This window comes from Comamonas brasiliensis, from assembly GCF_018292285.1.
Lineage (GTDB): Bacteria > Pseudomonadota > Gammaproteobacteria > Burkholderiales > Burkholderiaceae_C > Comamonas > Comamonas brasiliensis.
On sequence record NZ_JAANES010000001.1, the window covers coordinates 1,178,107 to 1,199,039 of the forward strand.

The following is a 20,933-nucleotide window of genomic DNA, read 5'->3' on the forward strand; positions in this document are numbered from 1 at the left end:
CTTCTGCTTGCAGTCGCCGGCATGAAAAAGCGCCCTGGAAGGGCGCTTTTTGGGAGGCCGTGCAAGACTCAGGCGGCCTGGCTCATGCCTTGGTGGCGCAGCAGGGCGTCAATCTGTGGCTCGCGGCCACGGAAGGCCTTGAAGGACTCCATGGCAGGGCGGCTGCCACCGGCTTCCAGAATCGACTCGCGGTACTTGCGGCCGGTCTCGGGGTTGGGTGAGCCGTCGGCCAGCACGGTTTCTTCGAAAGCCGCATAAGCGTCTGCGCTCAGGACCTCTGCCCATTTGTAGCTGTAGTAGCCAGCAGCATAGCCGCCGGCAAAGATGTGGCTGAAGGTGTGGGCCATACGGTTGTAGGCTGGCGATTGCAGCACGGACACCTCGGTGCGCACTTGGTTCAGCAGCGCCATGAAGTCGTCTGCCGGGTTGTGCTCGGTGTGCAGCAACATGTCGAACAGCGCGAATTCGATCTGGCGCAGGGTCTGCATGCCGGACTGGAAGTTCTTGGCCGCAATCATCTTGTCGTACAGCCCGCGGGGCAGGGCCTCGCCCGTGTCCACATGGGCGGTCATGTGCTTGAGCACATCCCATTCCCAGCAGAAGTTTTCCATGAACTGGCTCGGCAGTTCGACGGCATCCCACTCCACGCCGGCGATGCCCGAGACATCGCGTTCGTTGACCTGCGTGAGCATGTGGTGCAGTCCGTGGCCGGTTTCGTGGAACAGGGTGATCACGTCATCGTGCGTGAGCAGCGCGGGCTTGCCGTCCACGCCGGACGCGAAATTGCAGACCAGATGGGCCACAGGCGTTTGCAGCTGATGTGTGTCGGGGCGCAGCCAACGCGTGCGCACATCGTCCATCCAGGCGCCGCCACGCTTGCCCTTGCGTGCCTGCGGGTCCAGATAGAACTGGCCGACCAGCTGAGGGCCTTGTGCGCTGGAGCGCTCGATGCGGTAGAACTCCACGCAGGGGTTCCAGACCGGGGCTTCATCGCGGTGGATGGAGACTTCGAACAGGGTCTCGACAATCTTGAACAGGCCGGCCAGCACCTTGGGTGCCGGAAAATACTGCTTGAGCTCCTGCTCGCTGAAGGAATAGCGGGCTTCCTTGAGCTTTTCGCCGATGAAGGCCCAGTCCCAGGGCTTGGGGTCGGCAATGCCGAGATCGGTCTGGGCAAAGGCGCGCAGATCGGCAACGTCCTTTTCGGCATAGGGGCGGGCACGTTGCGCCAGATCGCGCAGAAAGTCTATGACCTGCTGGGGCGAATCGGCCATCTTGGGCACGACCGATACCTCGCCGAAGTTCTTGTAGCCCAGCAGTTGGGATTCTTCCAGGCGCAGGGCGAGAATTTCCTTCATCACGGCGGTGTTGTCAAAGCGCTTGCCGTCGCCCTCGGCCTGGTCGGAGGCCCGGGTCACATAAGCCTGATAGATCTTCTCGCGCAGCGCGCTGCTCTTGGCAAACTGCATCACCGGCAGATAGCTAGGCATCTTCAGCGTCAGCTTGTAGCCTTCCTTGCCATCGGCTTCGGCGCCAGCCTTGGCCGCGGCGATCACATCGGCCGGAACGCCGTCCAGCTCGTCAATCCTGGCGTAGTAGGCAAAGGCATCGGTGGCGTCCAGCGCGTTCTCGCTGAATTTCTGGGCCAGCTCGGCCGAGCGCGCCTGAATCTGCGCAAAGCGTTCCTTGGCTACGCCCTGCAGTTCGGCACCCGAGAGCACAAAGCCGCGCATGGCATGGTCCCAGGCGGCGCGCTGCTCCTTGTTGAGGCTGGCCGGGGCTATGGCCTTGTACTTGGCGTACAGGCGTTCGTCGGCACCCAGATTGGTCCAGAACTCGGTGACCTTGGGCAGGGCTTCGTTATAGGCAGCGCGCAACTCGGGCGTGTCGGCCACGCTGTTGAGGTGATTGATGGCCGACCAGGCTGTGCCCAGCTTTTCGGTCGCCACGTCCAGCACGGCAGAGATGGCTTCCCACTGTGCGGGGAAATCCGGTGCAACCACGGTCTCCAGCGCCTCGCTGGCACGGGCCAGCAAAGTGTCGATGGCGGGTGCCACATCCGCAGGCTGAATGCGGTCAAACAAGGGCAGGGAGGAGGATTCGAGAAGTGGATTGCTCATGCTGTATTAGGTGCCGGCAAGGTCGGGAAAATCAAGCGCTCTCAGGGTATTTATTGCTATCGCCTTCATAGCGTCAGCCTGTGGTCAGAAGCGCGCCTGCGCCTGGGGCGCGAACACGCGTGGCGACCAGACGAAGCCGTCGCCCTCTCGGGCGCTCGGCGCCTGAGAGGGGTAGGTCGCGAAGCGCCTCTGAAGGATCAGCCTGCGGCGCGCTCTGCCGATTCCATGGTGTTGACCAGCAGCATGGTAATCGTCATGGGGCCGACACCACCGGGCACAGGGGTGATGTAGCCCGCCACTTCCTTGACGCCGTTGAAGTCCACATCGCCGCAGAGCTTGCCTTCGGCGTTGCGGTTCATGCCCACATCGATGACCACGGCATCGGGCTTGACCATGTCGGCGGTCAGCACGTCGACCTTGCCCACGGCTGCGACGATGATGTCGGCCTGGCGAGTCATGGCGCCCAGATCGGCGGTGCCGCTATGGGTAACGGTGACAGTGGCGTTGGCGGCCAGCAGCATCATGGCCATGGGCTTGCCCACGATGTTGGAGCGGCCGATGACCACCGCGTGCTTGCCGCGCAGATCCTTCATGCCGATGGATTCCAGCATCTTCATGCAGCCATAGGGCGTGCAGGCCTTGAAGCCGACTTCGCCGACCATCAGCGCGCCGGCGCTGGCCACGTGGAAGCCATCCACATCCTTGGCGGGGGAGATGGTTTCGATGACCTTGTGGTCGTCGATGTGCTTGGGCAGTGGCAGCTGCACCAGGATGCCGTGAATGCTCGGGTCGTTGTTCAGCGCTTCGACACGTGCCAGCAGTTCGGCTTCGGTCATGGAGGCATCGTACTTTTCCAGCACAGAGTGGAAGCCCACGTCTTCGCAGGCCTTGACCTTGTTGCGCACATAAACCTGGGAAGCCTGGTTGTCTCCCACCAGAATCACCGCCAGGCCGGGCGTGATGCCCTTGACCTTGAGCGCTGCCGCGCGTGTGGCGACTTCCTTGCGCAGTTGTTCGGAGAGGGCTTTGCCGTCGATGAGTTGGGCTGTCATTGCTGGAGTACCAATAAAAAATGCTGCTAGTCCTTGATATACAAGCACTAGCAGCTATCAAAATAGGAGTTGGCTAAAGCGCGAGGCCTGGCCAGTGCTCCCTGGATTATCTCGCGATTGGAATGGCTTCCAATTTCGCGGGGAGCACTTAATTGACGGCAGCCGCCGCCTTGGCCGCAGCGCTGGTCTGACCCTGGCCCAGTGCGATCTTGAGCAGATCGGCCACGGTGTTGGCGTTGAGCTTTTCCATGATGTTGGCGCGGTGGGCTTCCACGGTCTTGATGGAGATGCCCAGATCGTCGGCAATCTGCTTGTTCAGACGGCCGGCGACAATGCGCTCGAGCACCTGGGCTTCGCGGCCCGTGAGCTTGGCCAGCAGCGCATCGCGGCTGGCGGCTTGCTGGTGACCGGTAAAGGCTTCACGGGCGTGATCCAGCATGCGCTCGACCAGACCCAGCAGCTCTTCTTCGTTGAAAGGCTTCTGGATGAAGTCCAGTGCGCCTTTCTTCATGGTGTTCACGGCCATGGGCACATCGCCGTGACCGGTGATGAAGACGATGGGCAGAGGCGACTTGCGCTCGATCAGGCGGTCCTGCAGTTCAAGGCCGGTCATGCCGCCCATGCGGATGTCGACGATCAAACACGCCACTTCGCGCGGGTCGTAGCGCGACAAAAAGGTCTCGGCGGAGTCAAAGCAACGCACGCGGTAGTCCTTGCCTTCCAGCAGCCATTGCAGCGAATCACGGACTGCTTCGTCGTCGTCAACTACGTAAACAGTGCCTTTTTTGGGAATCAAACTCATGCAATCGTCCTCTTTATGGGTTCGCTTGTCGTGGTGAGTGTTGTCGTCTCCACACCCGTTGCCAACGGTAGCCAGAACGAGAACCGGCAACCAGTGACCTCGCTTCCATTGTAGAGGTTCTCGGCATGCATTCGACCCTGATGTGATTCAACGATCGAGCGGCAAAGATTCAGGCCTATGCCCATGCCCTCGCTCTTGGTGGAGAAGAAGGCTTCGAACAAGTGTTCCAGCACTTCCGGCGGCAGGCCCTTGCCTGTGTCTTCCACGGTGAACTCCACGCCCGGCAGGCTTTCAAAGACCTGTGGGCGCACACGCAATTCCACGTTGCGCTGGCCCAGCGGGCGGTCGGACATGTCAATTGACTCAGCACTGTTTTTCATCAAATTGATGAGAACCTGCTCGATGAGGATGGCATCGGCCATTACCGGCGGCATGCGCTCGGCGATATGAGAGGTGAGTTGCACATTGCGGCGGCGCAGTTCGATACCGGCCAGCTCCAGCGCTTCGCTCACCATCTCGTTCACCTGTGCCAGCATGCGATTGGGCTCGCTCTTTTTCACGAAGGAGCGGATGCGCTGAATGATCTGCCCGGCACGCTGGGCCTGATGAGCGGTCTTTTCCAGCGCAAACTTCATCTGGTCCGGCGTCAGCGTGCCGTTTTCCAGGCGTGTCAGCATGCCGGAGCTGTAGTTGCTGATGGCAGTCAGAGGCTGGTTGAGTTCATGCGCCACGCTGGACGCCATCTCGCCCATGGTGATGAGGCGGCTGGCGGTCTGGGCCTTTTCTGCCTGAGCCGCGGCCTGCTCCTCGGCCAGGCGACGCTGGGTGATGTCGGTGGCAATCACCATCTGGGCCAGGCGGCCGTCCACCCAGCTCAGATAGCGCGAGCGGACTTCCAGCCATTTGCTCAGGCTGGGCACGAAGATTTCAGCATTCCCGCTGCGTGCGGCAGTCAGCGTGTCCGTGGGCAGGCCCATGAGGGCGTCTTCGTCCTCTGGCTCGGGCTGGCGTCGAATGGGCAGCTTGCCTGCCTGGGCGACCAGTTGCAGATGGCCTTCGGTGTGCGATCCAAACCATTGGCGGTACAGCTTGTTGGCAAACAGCAGCTCGGCACTGCCAAGAGGTGCCACGGAAACAGAGGCATCCAGCGCCTCCAGCACGATGGTGAAGCGCTCATAAGAGGCAGACAGCTGTTCGCGAATCCGGTTGGGCTCTGTGATATCCGTCATGGACGACATCCAGCCCGTGTGCTGTCCATGCGCATCAATCAGCGGCGACACATACAGGCGTGCATCGAACAGGCTGCCGTTCTTGCGCTTCACGCGGACCTGGAAACCGCCGACGATGGTCTTGCCCGACAGTTCCTCGCGCAGCTGTGAGTGCAGATTGTCGTAGTCGTTGTCAGGCCAGTAGGAATAGGGTGGAACCTGGCCGACCAGATCTTTCTCGCTCCAGCCCGTCATCTGGCAGAAGGCCGCGTTCACATAGGTGATGCGGCCGTGCAGATCCAGTGCACGCATGCCGGTCAGCACGGAATTTTCCATGGCGCGGCGGAAGTTGGTCTCGGCCACCAGGGCCTCCTGGGCGCGCTGACGGCGGCGCGTGTGGCGCCAAGTGGCTAGCAGCAGCCAGGCCGTCATGGCCGACAAGGTGCCCACCAGCCAGAACAGGCCGCTGCCGACAACACCCAGCGAGGTCTGATAGGCCTGTGCGCGCATCATCAGCGCCGTGCCCACGGGAGAGACTGGCACTTCATATTCATTTGCAATGGCGCGCCAGTGCAGCAGCTCGGTAGGCGTCTTGCGCGGTGCTAGCGGCGTGCCGGCCAGCACATGGTTGTCGGCATCGCGCATGGTGATGGCATAACGCGCCATCACTTCGGTGGGTGTACCATAGCGCAGCAGACTGTCCACCGAAAATTCGGCCAGCAGCTCGCCCTGGTAGCGGCTGTTGGAGCTGATCGGGACATGCAGCTGCAGCAGTGGAGGCAGCTCGTTGGGCTGGGCTCTTTCCTGCACATAAATGGGCTGCAGCATTTCGCGGGCCTGCTCATAGGCTTGCAGGGTTTCGCCCTGATGCAGGCCTTCACCGACGGCACGCAGCTGATCCGTGGCCACTGTCGGGGCGGACTGGCTGTACAAAACCTGACGCTTGTCGTTGACCCAGGTGATGGATTGCAGCTCGGGGTACTGGCTGATCAGCGCTTCGGTGCGACCGTCGAAGTCGGCCTTGCGCATTTCGCGGGTGCCGATGTCGCGCGCCATGCGCATCAGCTGCTCCTGGCGCTCCAGCAGTCGAAGGCGCACACGTTGCTGGGCATATTCGACATCGCGGCGCAGCGCTTCCTGCTCACGGTCCACCTCTTCCGTGCGCAAATACCAGAAGGACGCAATGATTGCAGCCATGAACATCAGCACGGATGCCAGCGGCGCGAGAGCGGCGTAACGGTCCTGCCGGGTCGGCGACAGGCTGCGCCACCAACTACGCCACCAGCGCACAGGGGATGCAACGGATTGCGCGCTTTTTGCGTCCTCTTTTTCTCGTTCGTGATTGCTTGTTTGCATGCCTCCAGTGTAGGGGAGAGACCCAGTGGAATCTGCGACTATTTCTGTCGCGTAAAAGACAATCTATAGAGGCTTCACTGTATGTGCATTTGCAACATTTTTTTATATAGTGAAATCACAAAGCACAATTTGAAATTCAAAAAAAATGTGCGAAACTCGCCAGCGATCGACACAGTGAATCGGTTTAATCCGGGGAGCACCCGAAGGTGCTGTGCCACGCGTTATGCGGTGTGGCGCTTGCCGCACCCGTGTGATGCCGCACTCACTGCTTCGTGATAAAGCTACCCCCTCTCGAAGGAGACACTCACAATGACAGCTCAGACTGATCCCAAAGGCGCTGGCTTTCCTGCCGGCCTGGACCAACAAGAATCGCGCGAGTGGATGGATGCCCTCTCCGCGGTGATCGACCGCGAAGGTGCGGACTATGCTCACAAGCTGATCGAGGATCTGCTTGAACACGCTCGCCAGAACAGCGTGGACATGCCTTTCTCGGCCAATACCGGCTATGTGAACACCATCGAGACCGATCAGGAAGAAAAGTGCCCCGGCAACCTCGAGATCGAAGGTCGTCTGCGTGCCTACATGCGCTGGAACGCCATGGCCATGGTGGTCAAGGCCAACCGTATTCACCCCCCCGAAGGTGGTGATCTGGGCGGTCACATCGGCTCCTTCGCTTCGCTGGCCAATATGTTTGCGGCCGGCTTCAACCATTTCTGGCATGCCGAGAACGAAAACCACGGCGGCGACTGCCTTTACATCCAGGGTCACGTCTCGCCCGGCATCTATGCCCGCGCCTACCTGGAAGGCCGTATCTCCGAAGAGCAGCTGCTGAACTTCCGCCAGGAAGTGGACGGCAAGGGTCTGTCGAGCTACCCCCACCCTAAGCTGATGCCCGACTTCTGGCAGTTCCCCACGGTGTCCATGGGCCTGGGCCCGCTGATGGCCATCTACCAGGCACGTTTCCTGAAGTATCTGCACGCACGCGGCATTGCCAACACCGAAAACCGCAAGGTCTGGGTGTTCTGCGGCGACGGTGAAATGGACGAAGTGGAATCCCTGGGCGCCATCGGTCTGGCTTCGCGCGAGAACCTGGACAACCTGGTCTTCGTGATCAACTGCAATCTGCAGCGCCTGGACGGTCCTGTGCGCGGTAACGGCAAGATCATTCAGGAACTCGAAGGCGAATTCCGCGGTGCCGGCTGGAACGTCATCAAGCTGCTGTGGGGCAAGGGCTGGGACGAGCTGCTGGCCAAGGACAAGGACGGCGTGCTCAAGAAGATCATGATGGAGTGCAACGACGGCGACTATCAGGCTTTCAAGGCCAACGATGGTGCCTATGTTCGCCAGCATTTCTTCGGTCGCGATCCTCGCGCCCTGAAGATGGTCGAGCACATGTCCGACGACGAAATCTGGAACCTGCGCCGCGGTGGCCATGATTCGCAGAAGGTCTACGCAGCATTTGCCGCTGCCAACGGCCACAAGGGTCAGCCTACCGTGCTGCTGGTCAAGACCGTCAAGGGCTTCGGCATGGGCAAGATCGGTGAAGGCAAGAACAACGTTCACCAGACCAAGAAGCTGAGCGACGAGGACATCAAGGCCTTCCGCGACCGCTTCAACATCCCGATCCCCGACAGCCAGATCGCCGACATCCCCTTCTACAAGCCGGCCGACGATACGCCGGAAATGAAGTACCTGCACGAGCGCCGCAAGGCTCTGGGCGGCTACCTGCCACACCGTCGCCAGCAAGCTGACGAGCAGTTCACCGCTCCTGCGCTGGACACCTTCAAGGCCATCCTGGAGCCCACACCTGAAGGCCGTGAGATCTCCACGACCCAGGCTTATGTGCGTTTCCTGACGCAGCTGCTGCGCGACAAGAACATCGGCCCCCGCGTGGTGCCCATCCTGGTGGACGAAGCCCGTACCTTCGGTATGGAAGGCCTGTTCCGTCAGGTTGGCATCTACAACCCCCACGGTCAGCAATACACCCCGGTCGACAAGGACCAGGTGATGTACTACCGCGAGGACAAGGCCGGCCAGATCCTGCAGGAAGGCATCAACGAAGCCGGCGGCATGTCCAGCTGGATCGCTGCGGCCACCAGCTACAGCCATAGCAACCGGGTCATGATCCCGTTCTATGTGTACTACTCGATGTTCGGCTTCCAGCGCATTGGCGACCTGGCCTGGGCGGCTGGCGACCTGCAAGCGCGCGGCTTCCTGCTGGGCGGCACCTCGGGCCGTACCACGCTGAATGGTGAAGGCCTGCAGCACGAAGACGGTCACAGCCACATCCTGGCCAACACCATCCCCAACTGCGTGACCTACGACCCCACCTTCGCTCACGAAGTGGCTGTGATCATGCAGGACGGTCTGCGTCGCATGGTGCAGAACCAGGAAAACATCTTCTACTACATCACGCTGCTGAACGAAAACTACCCCATGCCCGGCCTGGAAGCCGGCACGGAAGAGCAGATCCTCAAGGGCATGTACATGGTCAAGCCTGGCCAGAAGGTGCCAGAGAGCGGCCTGCGCGTTCAACTGCTGGGCTCCGGCACCATCCTGCGCGAATCCTTCTTCGCCCAGGAACTGCTGGAAAAGGACTGGGGCGTTGCCGCCGATGTCTGGAGCTGCCCGTCGTTCAACGAACTGACCCGCGAAGGTCAGGAAGTGGACCGCTTCAACATGCTGCACCCTCTGGAAGCCGCCAAGGTTCCGTTCGTGTCCCAGCAACTGGCTGCCCACCCCGGCCCCGTGATTGCGTCGACCGACTACATGAAGGCCTACGCCGAGCAGATCCGTCCCTACATGCCCAAGGGCCGTACCTACAAGGTGCTGGGTACCGACGGTTTCGGCCGTTCGGACTTCCGCGCCAAGCTGCGTGAGCACTTCGAAGTCAACCGTCACTACATCGTGGTGGCTGCACTGCGCGGTCTGGCCGATGAAGGCAAGATCAACGCCACGACCGTGGCCGAAGCGATCAAGAAGTACGGCATCAACGTCGACAAGATCAACCCGCTGCACGCCTAAGAAGGGGAGACAGACAACATGGCATTGACAGAAATCAAGGTCCCCGATATCGGCGACTTCTCCGAAGTCGGCGTGATCGAAGTGCTGGTCAAGGTGGGTGACACCATCAAGGTCGAGCAGTCCCTGATTACCGTGGAGTCCGACAAGGCCTCCATGGAAATCCCCTCCAGCCAGGCTGGCGTGGTCAAGGAAATCAAGGTTGCTTTGGGCGACAAGGTCAAGGAAGGCTCCGTGGTCGTGATGCTGGAAACCGCCGATGCTGCTCCCGCTCCTGCCGCTGCAGCGCCTGCACCTGTGGCTGCTGCACCCGTGGCCGCAGCTCCTGCACCCGTGGCTGCAGCCCCTGTGGCCGCCGCTCCTGCAGCATCTTCCACCGTGGACTTGAAGATCCCCGATATCGGCGACTTCAAGGACGTGGCCGTGATCGAGATGCTCGTCAAGGTGGGTGATACCGTGACCGCCGAGCAATCGCTGTTCACCGTGGAGTCCGACAAGGCCTCGATGGAAATCCCTTCGCCTTCGGCTGGCACCATCACGGCGCTGACCATCAAGCTGGGTGATACCGTCAACGTGGGCGACGTCGTCGGTCAGATGACAGTGCAGGGCGCAGCCGCTGCCCCCGTGCAGGCTTCCGCTCCCGTGGCTGCACCGGTTGCCGCTCCTGTGGCGGCAGCACCTGCACCCGTGGTTGCAGCTCCCGTGGCCGCTGCTGCTTCTGTGGCAGCACCTGCGGCCCACAACCCCACCGTGGCTCCCTCGGGTCAACTGCCCCATGCCTCGCCTTCGGTGCGCAAGTTCGCTCGCGAACTGGGCGTGCCTCTGGCAGAAGTCAAGGGTTCGGGCAACAAGGGCCGCATCACGGCGGAAGACATTCAGTCCTTCACCAAGTCGGTGATGGCTGGCGCCGTGCAGACCCTGGCTCAGCAGGCTGTGGCTCCCAAGTCTTCCGGCGGCAACGTCGGCGGTCTGGAAGTGCTGGCCTGGCCCAAGGTCGACTTCGCCAAGTTTGGCGCTGTCGAACGCAAGGAACTGTCGCGCATCAAGAAGATCTCGGGTGCCAATCTGCACCGCAACTGGGTGGTCATCCCTCACGTCACCAACAATGACGAGGCTGACATCACCGAGCTGGAAGCCTTCCGTGTGCAGACCAATGCCGAAAGCGCCAAGGCCAAGAGCGACGTCAAGGTGACGATGCTGGCTTTCGTGATCAAGGCCGTGGTCGCTGCGCTGAAGAAGTTCCCCGAGTTCAATGCCTCTCTGGACGGCGACACTCTGGTCTACAAGCAGTACTTCAACATCGGTTTTGCCGCCGACACGCCGAACGGCCTGGTCGTTCCCGTGCTCAAGGACGCCGACAAGAAGGGCATTCTGCAGATCAGCCAGGAAATGGGCGAGCTGGCCAAGAAGGCCCGCGACGGCAAGCTGGGCGCTGCGGACATGCAAGGCGGCTGCTTCTCGATCTCGTCTCTGGGCGGCATCGGCGGCACCAACTTCACGCCCATCATCAATGCGCCTGAAGTCGCCATCCTGGGTCTGTCCAAGGGCGCGATGAAGCCCGTGTGGGACGGCAAGCAGTTCGTGCCACGTCTGATGCTGCCTCTGTCGCTGTCGTACGACCACCGCGTCATCGACGGTGCAGCCGCTGCACGCTTCAACGCCTATCTGGGCGCTGTGCTGGCCGACTATCGCCGCATCCTGCTCTAAACAGCTGACAGGCAGGCCGATTTTTAGCGAAATCGGCCTGTAGCGCTTATCTGAACTGCGCAAGCAGCTATCTTTTTAGATGCCTTGCGCTTCACCTTGCCAGCCCATGAGTGAGATGAAGAACCTGAGACAGCATCCCATCGAGCATCTGCGTGGCGTCATTCCCGGTATCCGGCCTTTTCCGGATGCGGCTGACGTCTTCGCCGAGCCGGTCGAGAAGTACGCGCGGCATTTTCTGCCACTCGTCACCATCGACCTGGCGCTGCTCGACGATGCCTGGAGCGGGCCGATTCATCTCGTCGCCCCTTGCGAGCCCTACGAAGGGCAAGTCGGGGAGTGGGGGGGCGAGGAGTTTGGCAATGCGCTGCTCAAGCCTGACTGGCTGGCTTTCAAGCTCAACGATCAAGGCAGGTACGAGCTTCTGGGCGACTGGCGCTACTTCATGCTGGAGCAGGATCGGGCCGGCTGGGCGGAGAAATCGCTCGACTGGCGCGAGGTACGCACCCAGCATCGTGAACTGGTCAAACTGGGTGTGGAGCCTCCATTCGAACTGCACCACGAGGCCAAGTACTCATGGCGCGATGTGATGGAACTGCATTACGCAACCCAGCACGCGGCCTATGAGCAGGCCAGGTGGGACTTTCTGGCCCATGGCTGGAATGCCGCGAACGAATGGGACGATCCCGCCGAAGTTGCCAAGCTGCCGCTGTATGAGCCAGGCACCGATTGCTACGAAACCAGCTCCGGGCGCTATCTGCTCGGTGTGCTGGGCGGCCCTTCCTGGGGCGGCAACTGGAGCAATCTGACGAATGAGTTGCTGAGCGACACCGGCACGGACGATGGCATTCACCCCATCCACCCGGAAACCGGCGCGCACTTCGAGTTCATCTGCAGTGCCAATGCCGATGCTTTTGCCGCAAGCGGCACCGAAACCCTGCTGTTCTACGAGCCCGAAAGCCGTACCGTATTGCTGACTTTTGACTGGAGCTAAGGCGTCAGCCGCCAGGCTTCAACCCGGAAATACCGTTTTCAGCTGCCCGAGCGAATCGGGCGGCGCAGAGACAAAAACCAAGATAGGAGCGCATATGAGCCTCATCGATATCAAGGTACCCAATATCGGCGACTTCGCCGAAGTGGGCGTGATCGAACTGCTGGTCAATCCCGGCGACACCGTGGCCGTGGACCAGTCCCTCATTACCGTGGAGAGCGACAAGGCTTCCATGGAGATTCCTTCCAGCCATGCCGGCGTCGTGAAGGAAATCAAGGTCAAGGTTGGCGACAAGGTTGCCGAAGGCTCGCTGGTGCTGATGCTGGAAGCTTCTGCCGATGTCGCCGGCGCCGCCGCACCTGCTCAGGCAGCCCCTGCGCCTGCCGCAGCCGCTCCAGCACCTGTGGTCGCCCCCGTGGCTGCTGCTCCCGCTCCCGTCGCCAGCAACTTTGCCGGCACCGTGGACATGGACTGCGACGTGGTCGTTCTGGGCGGTGGCCCTGGCGGCTACTCGGCGGCCTTCCGCGCTGCCGACCTGGGCCTCAAGGTCGTGCTGGTCGAGCGTTACGCCACCCTGGGCGGCGTCTGCTTGAACGTGGGTTGCATCCCCTCCAAGGCACTGCTGCACGTGGCTGCCGTGATGGACGAAGTCAAGCATCTGGAAGTGGCCGGCGTGAAGTTTGCCGCTCCCGAAGTCAATATCGACCAGCTGCGCGGCCACAAGGAAAAGGTCATCGGCAAGCTGACCGGCGGCCTGGGCCAGATGGCCAAGATGCGCAAGGTCACCGTTGTGCGCGGCTACGGCAACTTCGTGTCTGCCAACCACATCGAAGTGGAAGAAACCACTGGTTCCGGACAGGAAAAAACCGGCAGCAAGAAGATCGTTCAGTTCAAGAACGCCATCATCGCTGCGGGCTCGCAAGCCGTGCACCTGCCTTTCATGCCCAAGGACCCCCGCGTGGTCGATTCCACCGGCGCCCTGGACCTGAAGGAAGTGCCCAAGCGCATGCTGATTCTGGGCGGCGGCATCATCGGCCTGGAAATGGGCACCGTCTACTCCACACTGGGCGCGCGCCTGGACGTGGTTGAAATGATGGACGGCCTGATGCAAGGCGCTGACCGCGATCTGGTCAAGGTCTGGCAGAAGATGAACGCACCGCGTTTCGACAACATCATGGTCAACACCAAGACCGTGGGTGCCGAAGCCACGCCCGAAGGCATCAAGGTCACGTTCGCTCCTGCCAAGGACGGCGTCACCGTGCCCGAACCCCAGACCTACGACCTGGTTCTGCAAGCCGTGGGCCGCACTCCCAACGGCAAGAAGATCAGCGCCGACAAGGCTGGCGTGGCCGTGACCGACCGCGGTTTCATCGACGTCGACATCCAGATGCGCACCAACGTGCCCAATATCTTCGCGATCGGCGACATCGTGGGCCAGCCCATGCTGGCACACAAGGCCGTGCACGAAGCCCATGTGGCCGCCGAAGTCATCGCCGGCGAGCTGCAAGGCAACAAGGAGCTGGCTTCCGCAGCCTTCAACGCCCGCGTGATTCCTTCGGTCGCCTACACCGACCCCGAAGTGGCATGGGTGGGCCTGACCGAAGACCAGGCCAAGGCACAAGGCATCAAGGTCAAGAAGGGCCTGTTCCCCTGGGCAGCTTCCGGCCGCGCCATCGCCAACGGCCGCGACGAAGGCTTCACCAAGCTGCTGTTTGACGATTCCCCCGAAGCCCACGGCCACGGCCGCATCCTGGGCGGCGGCATGGTCGGCACGCATGCCGGCGACATGATCGGTGAAATCGCCCTGGCCATCGAAATGGGCGCGGACACCGTGGACATCGGCAAGACCATCCACCCCCACCCAACCCTGGGCGAGTCCATCGGCATGGCGGCGGAAGTGGCGCACGGCTCCTGCACGGACGTGCCACCGGCGCGCAAGTAAGTGTAGCGATTAAGCTCTATTACTTGCTCAATACAAAGGCGGCTTTCGGGCTGCCTTTTTTTAATTTTACGGCTGACTGTGCCCTTAGAAATATGGTTAATGGATGATAAAAATTCGAAGAATTCTCAGCTCGGCATTACCATGCCGGAATGAAGTCTGCGTGAACTGGTGATATACAAGTCAATGCGCATGTTTTAATATCTGTGCGGCCTTCACTAATACATAGCCAGGCTTACTTTTGATGGATTCCTCTTCGGAGTGTTTTTCATGCCTGTGATCACCAAGATACTGAAGTAAGGGCAGTAAGCCGGTAGCAGCTCCGAGTGGCTGATCTACTGCAATGCTTACGGCTGCAACACCAAGACTCATTAGATTGAAAGGTTTTTTCCAAAAAGATACTGATTTTTTCGCAATGATATCTAGCTCATTCGTAACTTGCTTTGACTCATATTTCAACTCATTAATTATATTTTCGGGAGATTCTGTATTTCCAAATCCTGTTAAATGATAGGATATTTTTTCCCTAAATAATGGAAAGGCTCTGTGAGCTTCTTCTCTGAGTTCTATTATTTGAAGAATATCTAAGTCATTAACCCATGGTATTGAAAATTCTCTCTTTTGATCAAAGATATTTTTTGGGCCCGCACTTGAAAATTTTCCTTCCTTATGCAGTACTGCAGCAATTCCCGCGCTCGAGTTTGTGAAAACTGAGCCAAGATTTTTTCCGGCCATGCTTCCTGTCCAAAGTGATTTCCGCACTTCCGAGCGTATGATGTATCTATACTGATCTTCCCAATCGATTTTTTTACGCCACTTTTTGTGCTTTTTTTCTACCCGAAGCACGACTGGGGGATTAAACAAATCCTCGGTGTGTATTGCGAAATTTCTGTTTCCCATTGGCTCAAGAGTAAAGCAATTTCTAAATTTGGAATAGAGATTGTCTGTTATATCATCAACCTCTTCTTCGAAATTTTTTAAGCAACTTATACATATTGGACGCACTGCTTCATTAAATTGAATTATTCCTTTTATTACTAGAGGCATTAAATTATAAATAATTGTATAGTTATCTAGTAGTGCGACTATCTCATTGTCATTAAATGAATTATTGTTGCATAAAGAATCAGTTATGTGATCTGTAATATAAAATTTATCAGCGATCAAGCCGAGGCTTTTTGCGAGCCTGTTAGAAGCTTCAATCCGACAATTAAGATTGATGCAATTTGCTCTAGGATCAAGGATGTCCAAACCGCTATCGGCATAGATTTTAAAATTATTGTAATTTGAATTGTTGTCTGAATTTAATCTTTCAATACTGAAGTAGCGACTTTGCTCTTGTAATACAGGTATTAATTCTTTTAATAGGGTTATGCATTTTTGATAGTCTCCAAAAGCTCTTGAGAAAACATGCTCGTAGACCAGTGGGATAGAAGGAGGAATTCCTTCGATTTCTCTTATAAGATCTGATGATATTTTGAATGTTTGCATTTTTTAACTTTTTGAGTTAATCATAAAGATACATTTATAGAATTTAAAATCAGTCATAACGCGTAGTGATAAGCGCAAGTATGCGCCTGAATAAACGATATTTGCATTGCAACTATGATAAGTGGCGGGCCACAGCAAGTAGCTTGCCCGCTGGGCGAAAGCCAGCGCCTGCAAAAAACGCAAAAATGCGGTCTAAAAGTTCAAGCGATATCAGGTTCTAGCGCAATCGCATCAAGCACTAGCAGCTATCAAAATAACACCAGCGTTGTCATCAAGGGCAGAGGCCGGGTCTCGCGCCGGCAGTAGACCTTCCTTTCTTGCTCGTGCAAGCAAAGAAGGCAAAAGAACCCACCCCGACCGTCTGCGCCCCTGAGCTTCACTAAGGGCAAACCTGCGTCACGCGATTCAGTCTGCGGTGCGGCTAAATCCACTTAGCACTTTTCGCGACGCTCAAACAAGTTGCCGTAAGCTCGATGACGAAGTAACGCTGTGCTACGGCAGCGTTGCCCGCAGCCGGAACCAGGTGTCGGAGGCGCAGACACAAGGAAGAAACTGGGTGCGGACGGCCTGCCTGACTTGTGACGAAATTGGCCTTCAGTGTTTTTCAAATTTTGGTAGCAGCTATCTTTTTTGATAGAGAAGCTATCTCTGGTTTTTGCCCTTTTGCCCGCGCCTGCGACGACTGCCTCTTGTTGGGGCGTCTGCACCGCAGAGTGCAGGCGCATCGTCATTACTTCTGCGGCAACCTGTTTGAACGAAGTGCGTTAGCACGCAGTGAGTTTTGCCGCACAACAACAAGAGGCTGGCGGCGCAGGTCTGCCCGTAGGCGACGCCGAAGGGACGGGGCAGCAGGGTCAGGCTCTTTGCCTACTTTTTGGCCACAGAAAGTAGGTTGCCAGCCGAGGCGAAACCAGGCACCTGTCCGTCAATTAGGCACGAGGCTAAAACAATATGACAAGCCAAAACCGCCTCAACCCCAATCAAAATAATCACAAACAGCTATCAAATCAGTATTGCCTTGTCGCGAGCGACAGAGGGCGAGCTGCTTGATTAATTTCCCGATCAGGAAATAAAGATTCCTTTTTTGAGTGCTCTGCTTCATAATTTCCCGAACGGGAATTTTCAGGCTAGACCACCTTATGTCCACCATCCAAACAACCGAGCAACTGGGCGCGGCTTTGCGCACCGCCCGTAAACAACTAGGGCTGACCCAGCCCCAGCTTGCCTTGGCTGCAGGCGTGGGCACGCGTTTTATTGTGGATCTCGAGGCTGGCAAGCCCACGGTGCGGCTGGAGCATGTGCTGCGGGTGATCGATGCGCTGGGCGGGGAGCTGCAGTTGGGCGGCTTGCCGAATACAGCTTCTGAGGGCGCAGACCATGGCGCATGAACTTGAAGTCTGGCTGTTTGAGCGGCGCGTCGGCAGCCTGTCGCTGGTGCATGGGCGGCTGAGCTTTGCCTATGCGCCCGACTGGTTAGCGCTGCCGCAGGCCACTGCTTTATCGCAGTCGCTGCCGTTGCAGGCTAAACCTTTTGACGATCATCAGACCCGGCCTTTCTTCGCCGGTCTGCTGCCCGAGGGGCAGATGCGGCGCCTGATTGCCCAGCAGTTTCAGGTGTCGGGCCAAAACGATTTTGCGCTGCTGGATCATATTGGTGGTGAATGCGCGGGGGCCGTGACCTTTCTGGAGCCGGGGCAGGCCTTGCCGCTGCCTAACGGGGCTGGGGCGACCGGGGCAGCGGGTGATGTGGAGTGGCTCAGCGATCAAAAGCTGCTCGCCTTGCTGGACGAGCTGCCGCGCCGTCCCATGCTGGCGGGCGATGATGGTCTGCGACTATCGCTGGCCGGGGCGCAGGACAAGCTGCCCGTGGTGGTGGACGAGAGCGATCTAGGAGCCGTGCGGATTGGCCTGCCGCGCAATGGCGCGCCTAGCTCGCATATCTTGAAGCCTGCCATTCATGCTGTGGAGGATAGCGTGGCCAATGAAGGCTTTTGCATGCTGCTGGCTGAGGTCATGGGGCTGAGGCCTGCCAATGCCCGAATCCATAGCGTGCTGGGTCGCTCGTTTTTGCTGGTGGAGCGTTATGACCGCGTGCTGAAGACTGATGCACAGCATTCGCCGCAGCTGCAGCGAATGCATCAGGAAGACTTTTGCCAGGCGCTGGGCGTGGTGCCCGAGCTGAAGTATCAGAACGAGGGCGGGCCGGGCTTGGCGCAATGCTTTGCCTTGCTGCGCAGGGTGACCCGCCCCAGCGCGCCGCACGTTCTGCGGCTGCTGGATGGGGTGATCTTCAATGCGCTGATCGGCAACCATGACGCACATGGCAAGAATTTCTCGCTGCTGTATGGGGGAAAGACACCCGTCCTGGTACCGTTCTACGATTTGCTTTCCACAGCGATCTACCCCCAACTGACGCCCAAGATGGCAATGAAGCTGGGCAGCAAATACAAGTTCAGCGAGCTGGAGGCCAGACATTGGGAGCAGTTTGCCGAAGAAGCAGGCCTGGCCAAGGCTGCGACGCGCAAGCGTTTGCAGCAGCTGGCCACCGAGCTACCCGCCGCCGCACGCAAGCTGCAGGCCGCGCCGCAGCATGGCTTTGCGGGCAATGCGGTGGTGGAGCAGATCGTGCAGTTGATAGAGCAGCGCTGTGCCTTGACGCTGCGGCGCTTGGCCTGAGCACACGAGTGATTTCACACCTAGATCGGAGCGCAGCGATGCCAGTTAAATTTCCCGTACGGGAAATATGATTTCAAATCAGTTGCGGTAAGTAAAAAATTTCCTGAACGGGAAATTTTTAATCTTCATGGCTCTTGCGCTTGTTGCATAAGCGCTTGAGTTGATCTAACCGATATTGGATGCTATTGATTTCAGTGCCAGCCATAAAAACCGTATTGATGGAAACAAACCCATGCCCTGCGCCAGCCTCGATTTTTCCCAACCGCTCCAAGCCGCCTGCCATTGCGGCGCAGTGCGTTTTACCGTGCTGCTCAGCGACGGGCTGAACACCGCGCGGCGCTGCAATTGCTCGTTTTGCCGCATGCGCGGTGCCGTGGCGGTGTCGGCCGAGCTGAGCGGAATCGAGGTGCTGCAGGGGCAGGATGCGCTGACGCTCTACCAGTTCAACACCGGGCAGGCCAAGCACTACTTTTGCAAGCATTGCGGCATCTATACCTTTCACCAGCGGCGCTCGTCGCCGCATCAGTATGGCGTGAATGTGGCTTGCATTGAGGGCATGAGCCCATTTGACTTTGCCGAGGTCGTGGTGAGCGAGGGGCGCTCGCACCCCAGTGACCGCCACTCAGGCGCTGCTGCGGGCAAGCCGGTGGTGGCGGGCTGGCTGCGCTATGAAGCCAATGCACTGCTCGAAGCACAGCTCAAACAATAGTTTTGATAGCTATAAGCGCTTGGTGCATAAGCGTTAGAGCCGGTTTTTGCTTGATGTTTCAGCCTGGCTGACTGAGCAAGTCAGCTCATTAATTCCTGATCAGGAAATATCAATTGCTTTGCCCGTGCTCTGGTTTGTTCTTTCCCGAGCGGGAATTTTCATGTCAAGCTGTTTTCTGTGTTTTTGATAGCGGCCTGTGAGCCTTGCAGATTGTGTGAACCGCTAGTTTGACTGCAAGGTGTGTAGCGCCGCCGCAAGCGCGTCTGCATCTTTTGTTGTGCACTGCAACATGCGGCGGCATACTGAGCCGGTGTGAGGCTGGTTCCGTGCCGCTGTTGGCTCGGCCGGCTCTTGCAAAACAGGAGGGGCCATGCCGTGTACTGCTGACCGTATCCCAACCAGCGCCGCTGTTGTGCCGGGACAGAAAGGCCGGCCATGCTGAGCGTGCTGGCCGTGGCCGTCTCGCTGGCCCTGTTGATGTTCCTGGCCTACCGAGGAGTGACAGTGCTGCTGCTGGCTCCGTTGATGGCGGCCGTGGCTGTGGTGCTGTCGGGCGACGGGCGCTGGCTGCTGCCGCTATATACCGACACCTTCATGGCCGCACTCAGCGGCTATGTGCTGCAGTTTTTACCTTTATTTTTGCTGGGGGCGCTGTTCGGGCGGCTGATGGCCGATTCGGGGGCGGCCAGTACCTTGGCTCACTGGATTGTGCGCACTCTGGGCAAGAAGTACGCCATACAGACCGTGGTGCTGGCCTGCGCGCTGCTGACCTATGGCGGGGTGTCGCTGTTTGTGGTGGCTTTTGCCATCTACCCGATTGCGCGCAATCTGTTTGAAGAGGCGCAGATTCCCAAGCGTCTGATCCCGGCCACGATTGCGCTGGGTGCGTTCACCTTCACCATGACGGCGCTGCCGGGTTCGCCCGCGATCCAGAACGCCATGCCGATTCCGTACTTCGGCACCAATGTGTTTGCGGCGCCGGGGCTGGGCATTCTGGCGGCGGCGCTGATTCTGGCGGGCGGCCTGTGGTGGCTGAGCCGGCGGGCCGCAGCCGCCAAGGCTGCAGGCGAGGGCTATGGCGAGCACGACGAAGGCGGCGCCGATGCGGCACCGACGCCCGAGCAACTGGCAGCCGATGCAGCGCGCCATGCGCAGATTCCGCTGTGGATGGCGCTGCTGCCGCTGCTGCTGGTGATCGGCGTGAATGCGCTGTTCACCTACGGCGTGTTTCCGCGCATGGACCTGGGTTTTGTGATTGAACGCTTTCCGGCGCTGGACCCGACCCGGCTGGTGGGGCTGTGGGCGCTGGTGATTGCGCTGATCGTGGCCTGTACGGCGCTGGTGCTGCTGCGCCTGGGGCGCTGGCACAACCTCAAGGACACCATGAACCAGGGCGTTTTCGGCTTCATGCTGCCGCTGTTCAATACCGCGTCCGAGGTGGGCTATGGCGCGGTGATTGCATCCCTGGCCGGTTTTGGACTGATCCGCGACGCGGTGCTGCAGGTGTCCAGCAACCCCCTGGTGTCCGAAGCGGTGGCCATGAATGTGCTGGCGGGCATTACCGGCTCATCGTCCGGGGGACTGAGCATTGCGCTGCAGACTTTGGGTGCCGATTACCTGGCCATGGCCCAGGCCGCCGGCATCAGTCCCGCGCTGCTGCACCGGGTGGCGGTGATGGCTGCCGGTGGTATGGACACGCTGCCGCACTGCGGCGCCATCATCACCCTGCTGGCGATCTGCAAGCTCAACCACCGGCAGTCTTATGGTGACATTGCGGCGGTAACCATGCTGTTCCCGCTGCCGGCTCTGGTGATGGTGATTGCGCTAGGGACCTGGGTGGGCAGCTTCTGAGGTCGATCACTGT

At 59.1% G+C, this 20,933-nt stretch carries 13 protein-coding genes; 8 read left to right on the top strand and 5 right to left on the bottom strand.

What is annotated here, in order from left to right; genetic code table 11:
• Positions 1 to 68: 68 nt before the first annotated feature.
• The 4 genes from DJFAAGMI_RS05290 to DJFAAGMI_RS05305 form a co-directional block, all read right to left on the bottom strand.
• Entirely contained in the window at positions 69 to 2,120 is a 2,052-nt protein-coding gene (locus DJFAAGMI_RS05290; protein WP_211456212.1) for a M3 family metallopeptidase, read from the bottom strand.
• A gap of 197 nt (positions 2,121 to 2,317) precedes the next feature.
• Positions 2,318 to 3,172, bottom strand: a complete 855-nt coding sequence (folD, locus tag DJFAAGMI_RS05295) for a bifunctional methylenetetrahydrofolate dehydrogenase/methenyltetrahydrofolate cyclohydrolase FolD (protein WP_211456213.1) — start codon at positions 3,170 to 3,172, stop codon at positions 2,318 to 2,320.
• A gap of 148 nt (positions 3,173 to 3,320) precedes the next feature.
• Positions 3,321 to 3,974, bottom strand: coding sequence for a response regulator transcription factor (locus DJFAAGMI_RS05300; protein ID WP_003055354.1), 654 nt, complete (start codon positions 3,972 to 3,974; stop codon positions 3,321 to 3,323).
• Positions 3,971 to 6,538 (bottom strand): PAS domain-containing sensor histidine kinase, encoded by a 2,568-nt coding sequence (locus tag DJFAAGMI_RS05305; RefSeq protein ID WP_211456214.1) that lies wholly within the window; start codon positions 6,536 to 6,538, stop codon positions 3,971 to 3,973. Before DJFAAGMI_RS05305 ends, DJFAAGMI_RS05300 begins: the two co-directional genes overlap by 4 nt.
• Positions 6,539 to 6,847: 309 nt before the next feature.
• On the opposite strand from DJFAAGMI_RS05305, the gene aceE reads away from it, so the two are divergent.
• The 4 genes from aceE (at position 6,848) to lpdA (ending at position 14,196) form a co-directional block, all read left to right on the top strand.
• Positions 6,848 to 9,562 carry a pyruvate dehydrogenase (acetyl-transferring), homodimeric type gene (aceE, locus tag DJFAAGMI_RS05310; RefSeq protein ID WP_003055351.1) on the top strand — a complete coding sequence of 905 codons (2,715 nt, stop codon included), beginning with the start codon at positions 6,848 to 6,850 and terminating at the stop codon, positions 9,560 to 9,562.
• A gap of 18 nt (positions 9,563 to 9,580) precedes the next feature.
• The gene (aceF, locus tag DJFAAGMI_RS05315; RefSeq protein WP_211456215.1) at positions 9,581 to 11,266 is read left to right on the top strand and encodes a dihydrolipoyllysine-residue acetyltransferase; all 1,686 of its coding nucleotides are present in this window, start codon (positions 9,581 to 9,583) and stop codon (positions 11,264 to 11,266) included.
• 115 nt (positions 11,267 to 11,381) lie between these two features.
• Positions 11,382 to 12,257: a hypothetical protein gene (locus DJFAAGMI_RS05320; RefSeq protein WP_211456216.1), complete on the top strand. Its 876-nt coding sequence runs from the start codon at positions 11,382 to 11,384 to the stop codon at positions 12,255 to 12,257.
• 94 nt (positions 12,258 to 12,351) lie between these two features.
• Positions 12,352 to 14,196, top strand: a complete 1,845-nt coding sequence (lpdA, locus tag DJFAAGMI_RS05325; RefSeq protein WP_211456217.1) for a dihydrolipoyl dehydrogenase — start codon at positions 12,352 to 12,354, stop codon at positions 14,194 to 14,196.
• A 180-nt stretch (positions 14,197 to 14,376) separates the two neighbouring features.
• Here lpdA and DJFAAGMI_RS05330 read toward each other — a convergent pair whose 3' ends face one another.
• Entirely contained in the window at positions 14,377 to 15,684 is a 1,308-nt protein-coding gene (locus DJFAAGMI_RS05330) for a hypothetical protein (RefSeq protein ID WP_211456218.1), read from the bottom strand.
• Positions 15,685 to 16,823: 1,139 nt separating this feature from the next.
• Here DJFAAGMI_RS05330 and DJFAAGMI_RS05335 point away from each other — a divergent pair.
• The 4 genes from DJFAAGMI_RS05335 to DJFAAGMI_RS05350 all read left to right on the top strand — a co-directional run bounded on the left by DJFAAGMI_RS05335 (position 16,824) and on the right by DJFAAGMI_RS05350 (position 20,920).
• Positions 16,824 to 17,072: a helix-turn-helix transcriptional regulator gene (locus DJFAAGMI_RS05335; RefSeq protein ID WP_211456219.1), complete on the top strand. Its 249-nt coding sequence runs from the start codon at positions 16,824 to 16,826 to the stop codon at positions 17,070 to 17,072.
• Positions 17,062 to 18,360: a type II toxin-antitoxin system HipA family toxin gene (locus DJFAAGMI_RS05340; protein WP_211456220.1), complete on the top strand. Its 1,299-nt coding sequence runs from the start codon at positions 17,062 to 17,064 to the stop codon at positions 18,358 to 18,360. Before DJFAAGMI_RS05335 ends, DJFAAGMI_RS05340 begins: the two co-directional genes overlap by 11 nt.
• A 232-nt stretch (positions 18,361 to 18,592) precedes the next feature.
• Positions 18,593 to 19,069, top strand: a complete 477-nt coding sequence (locus DJFAAGMI_RS05345; RefSeq protein ID WP_211456221.1) for a GFA family protein — start codon at positions 18,593 to 18,595, stop codon at positions 19,067 to 19,069.
• 435 nt (positions 19,070 to 19,504) lie between these two features.
• Positions 19,505 to 20,920 (top strand): GntP family permease, encoded by a 1,416-nt coding sequence (locus DJFAAGMI_RS05350; protein WP_211456222.1) that lies wholly within the window; start codon positions 19,505 to 19,507, stop codon positions 20,918 to 20,920.
• Positions 20,921 to 20,933 lie beyond the last annotated feature (13 nt).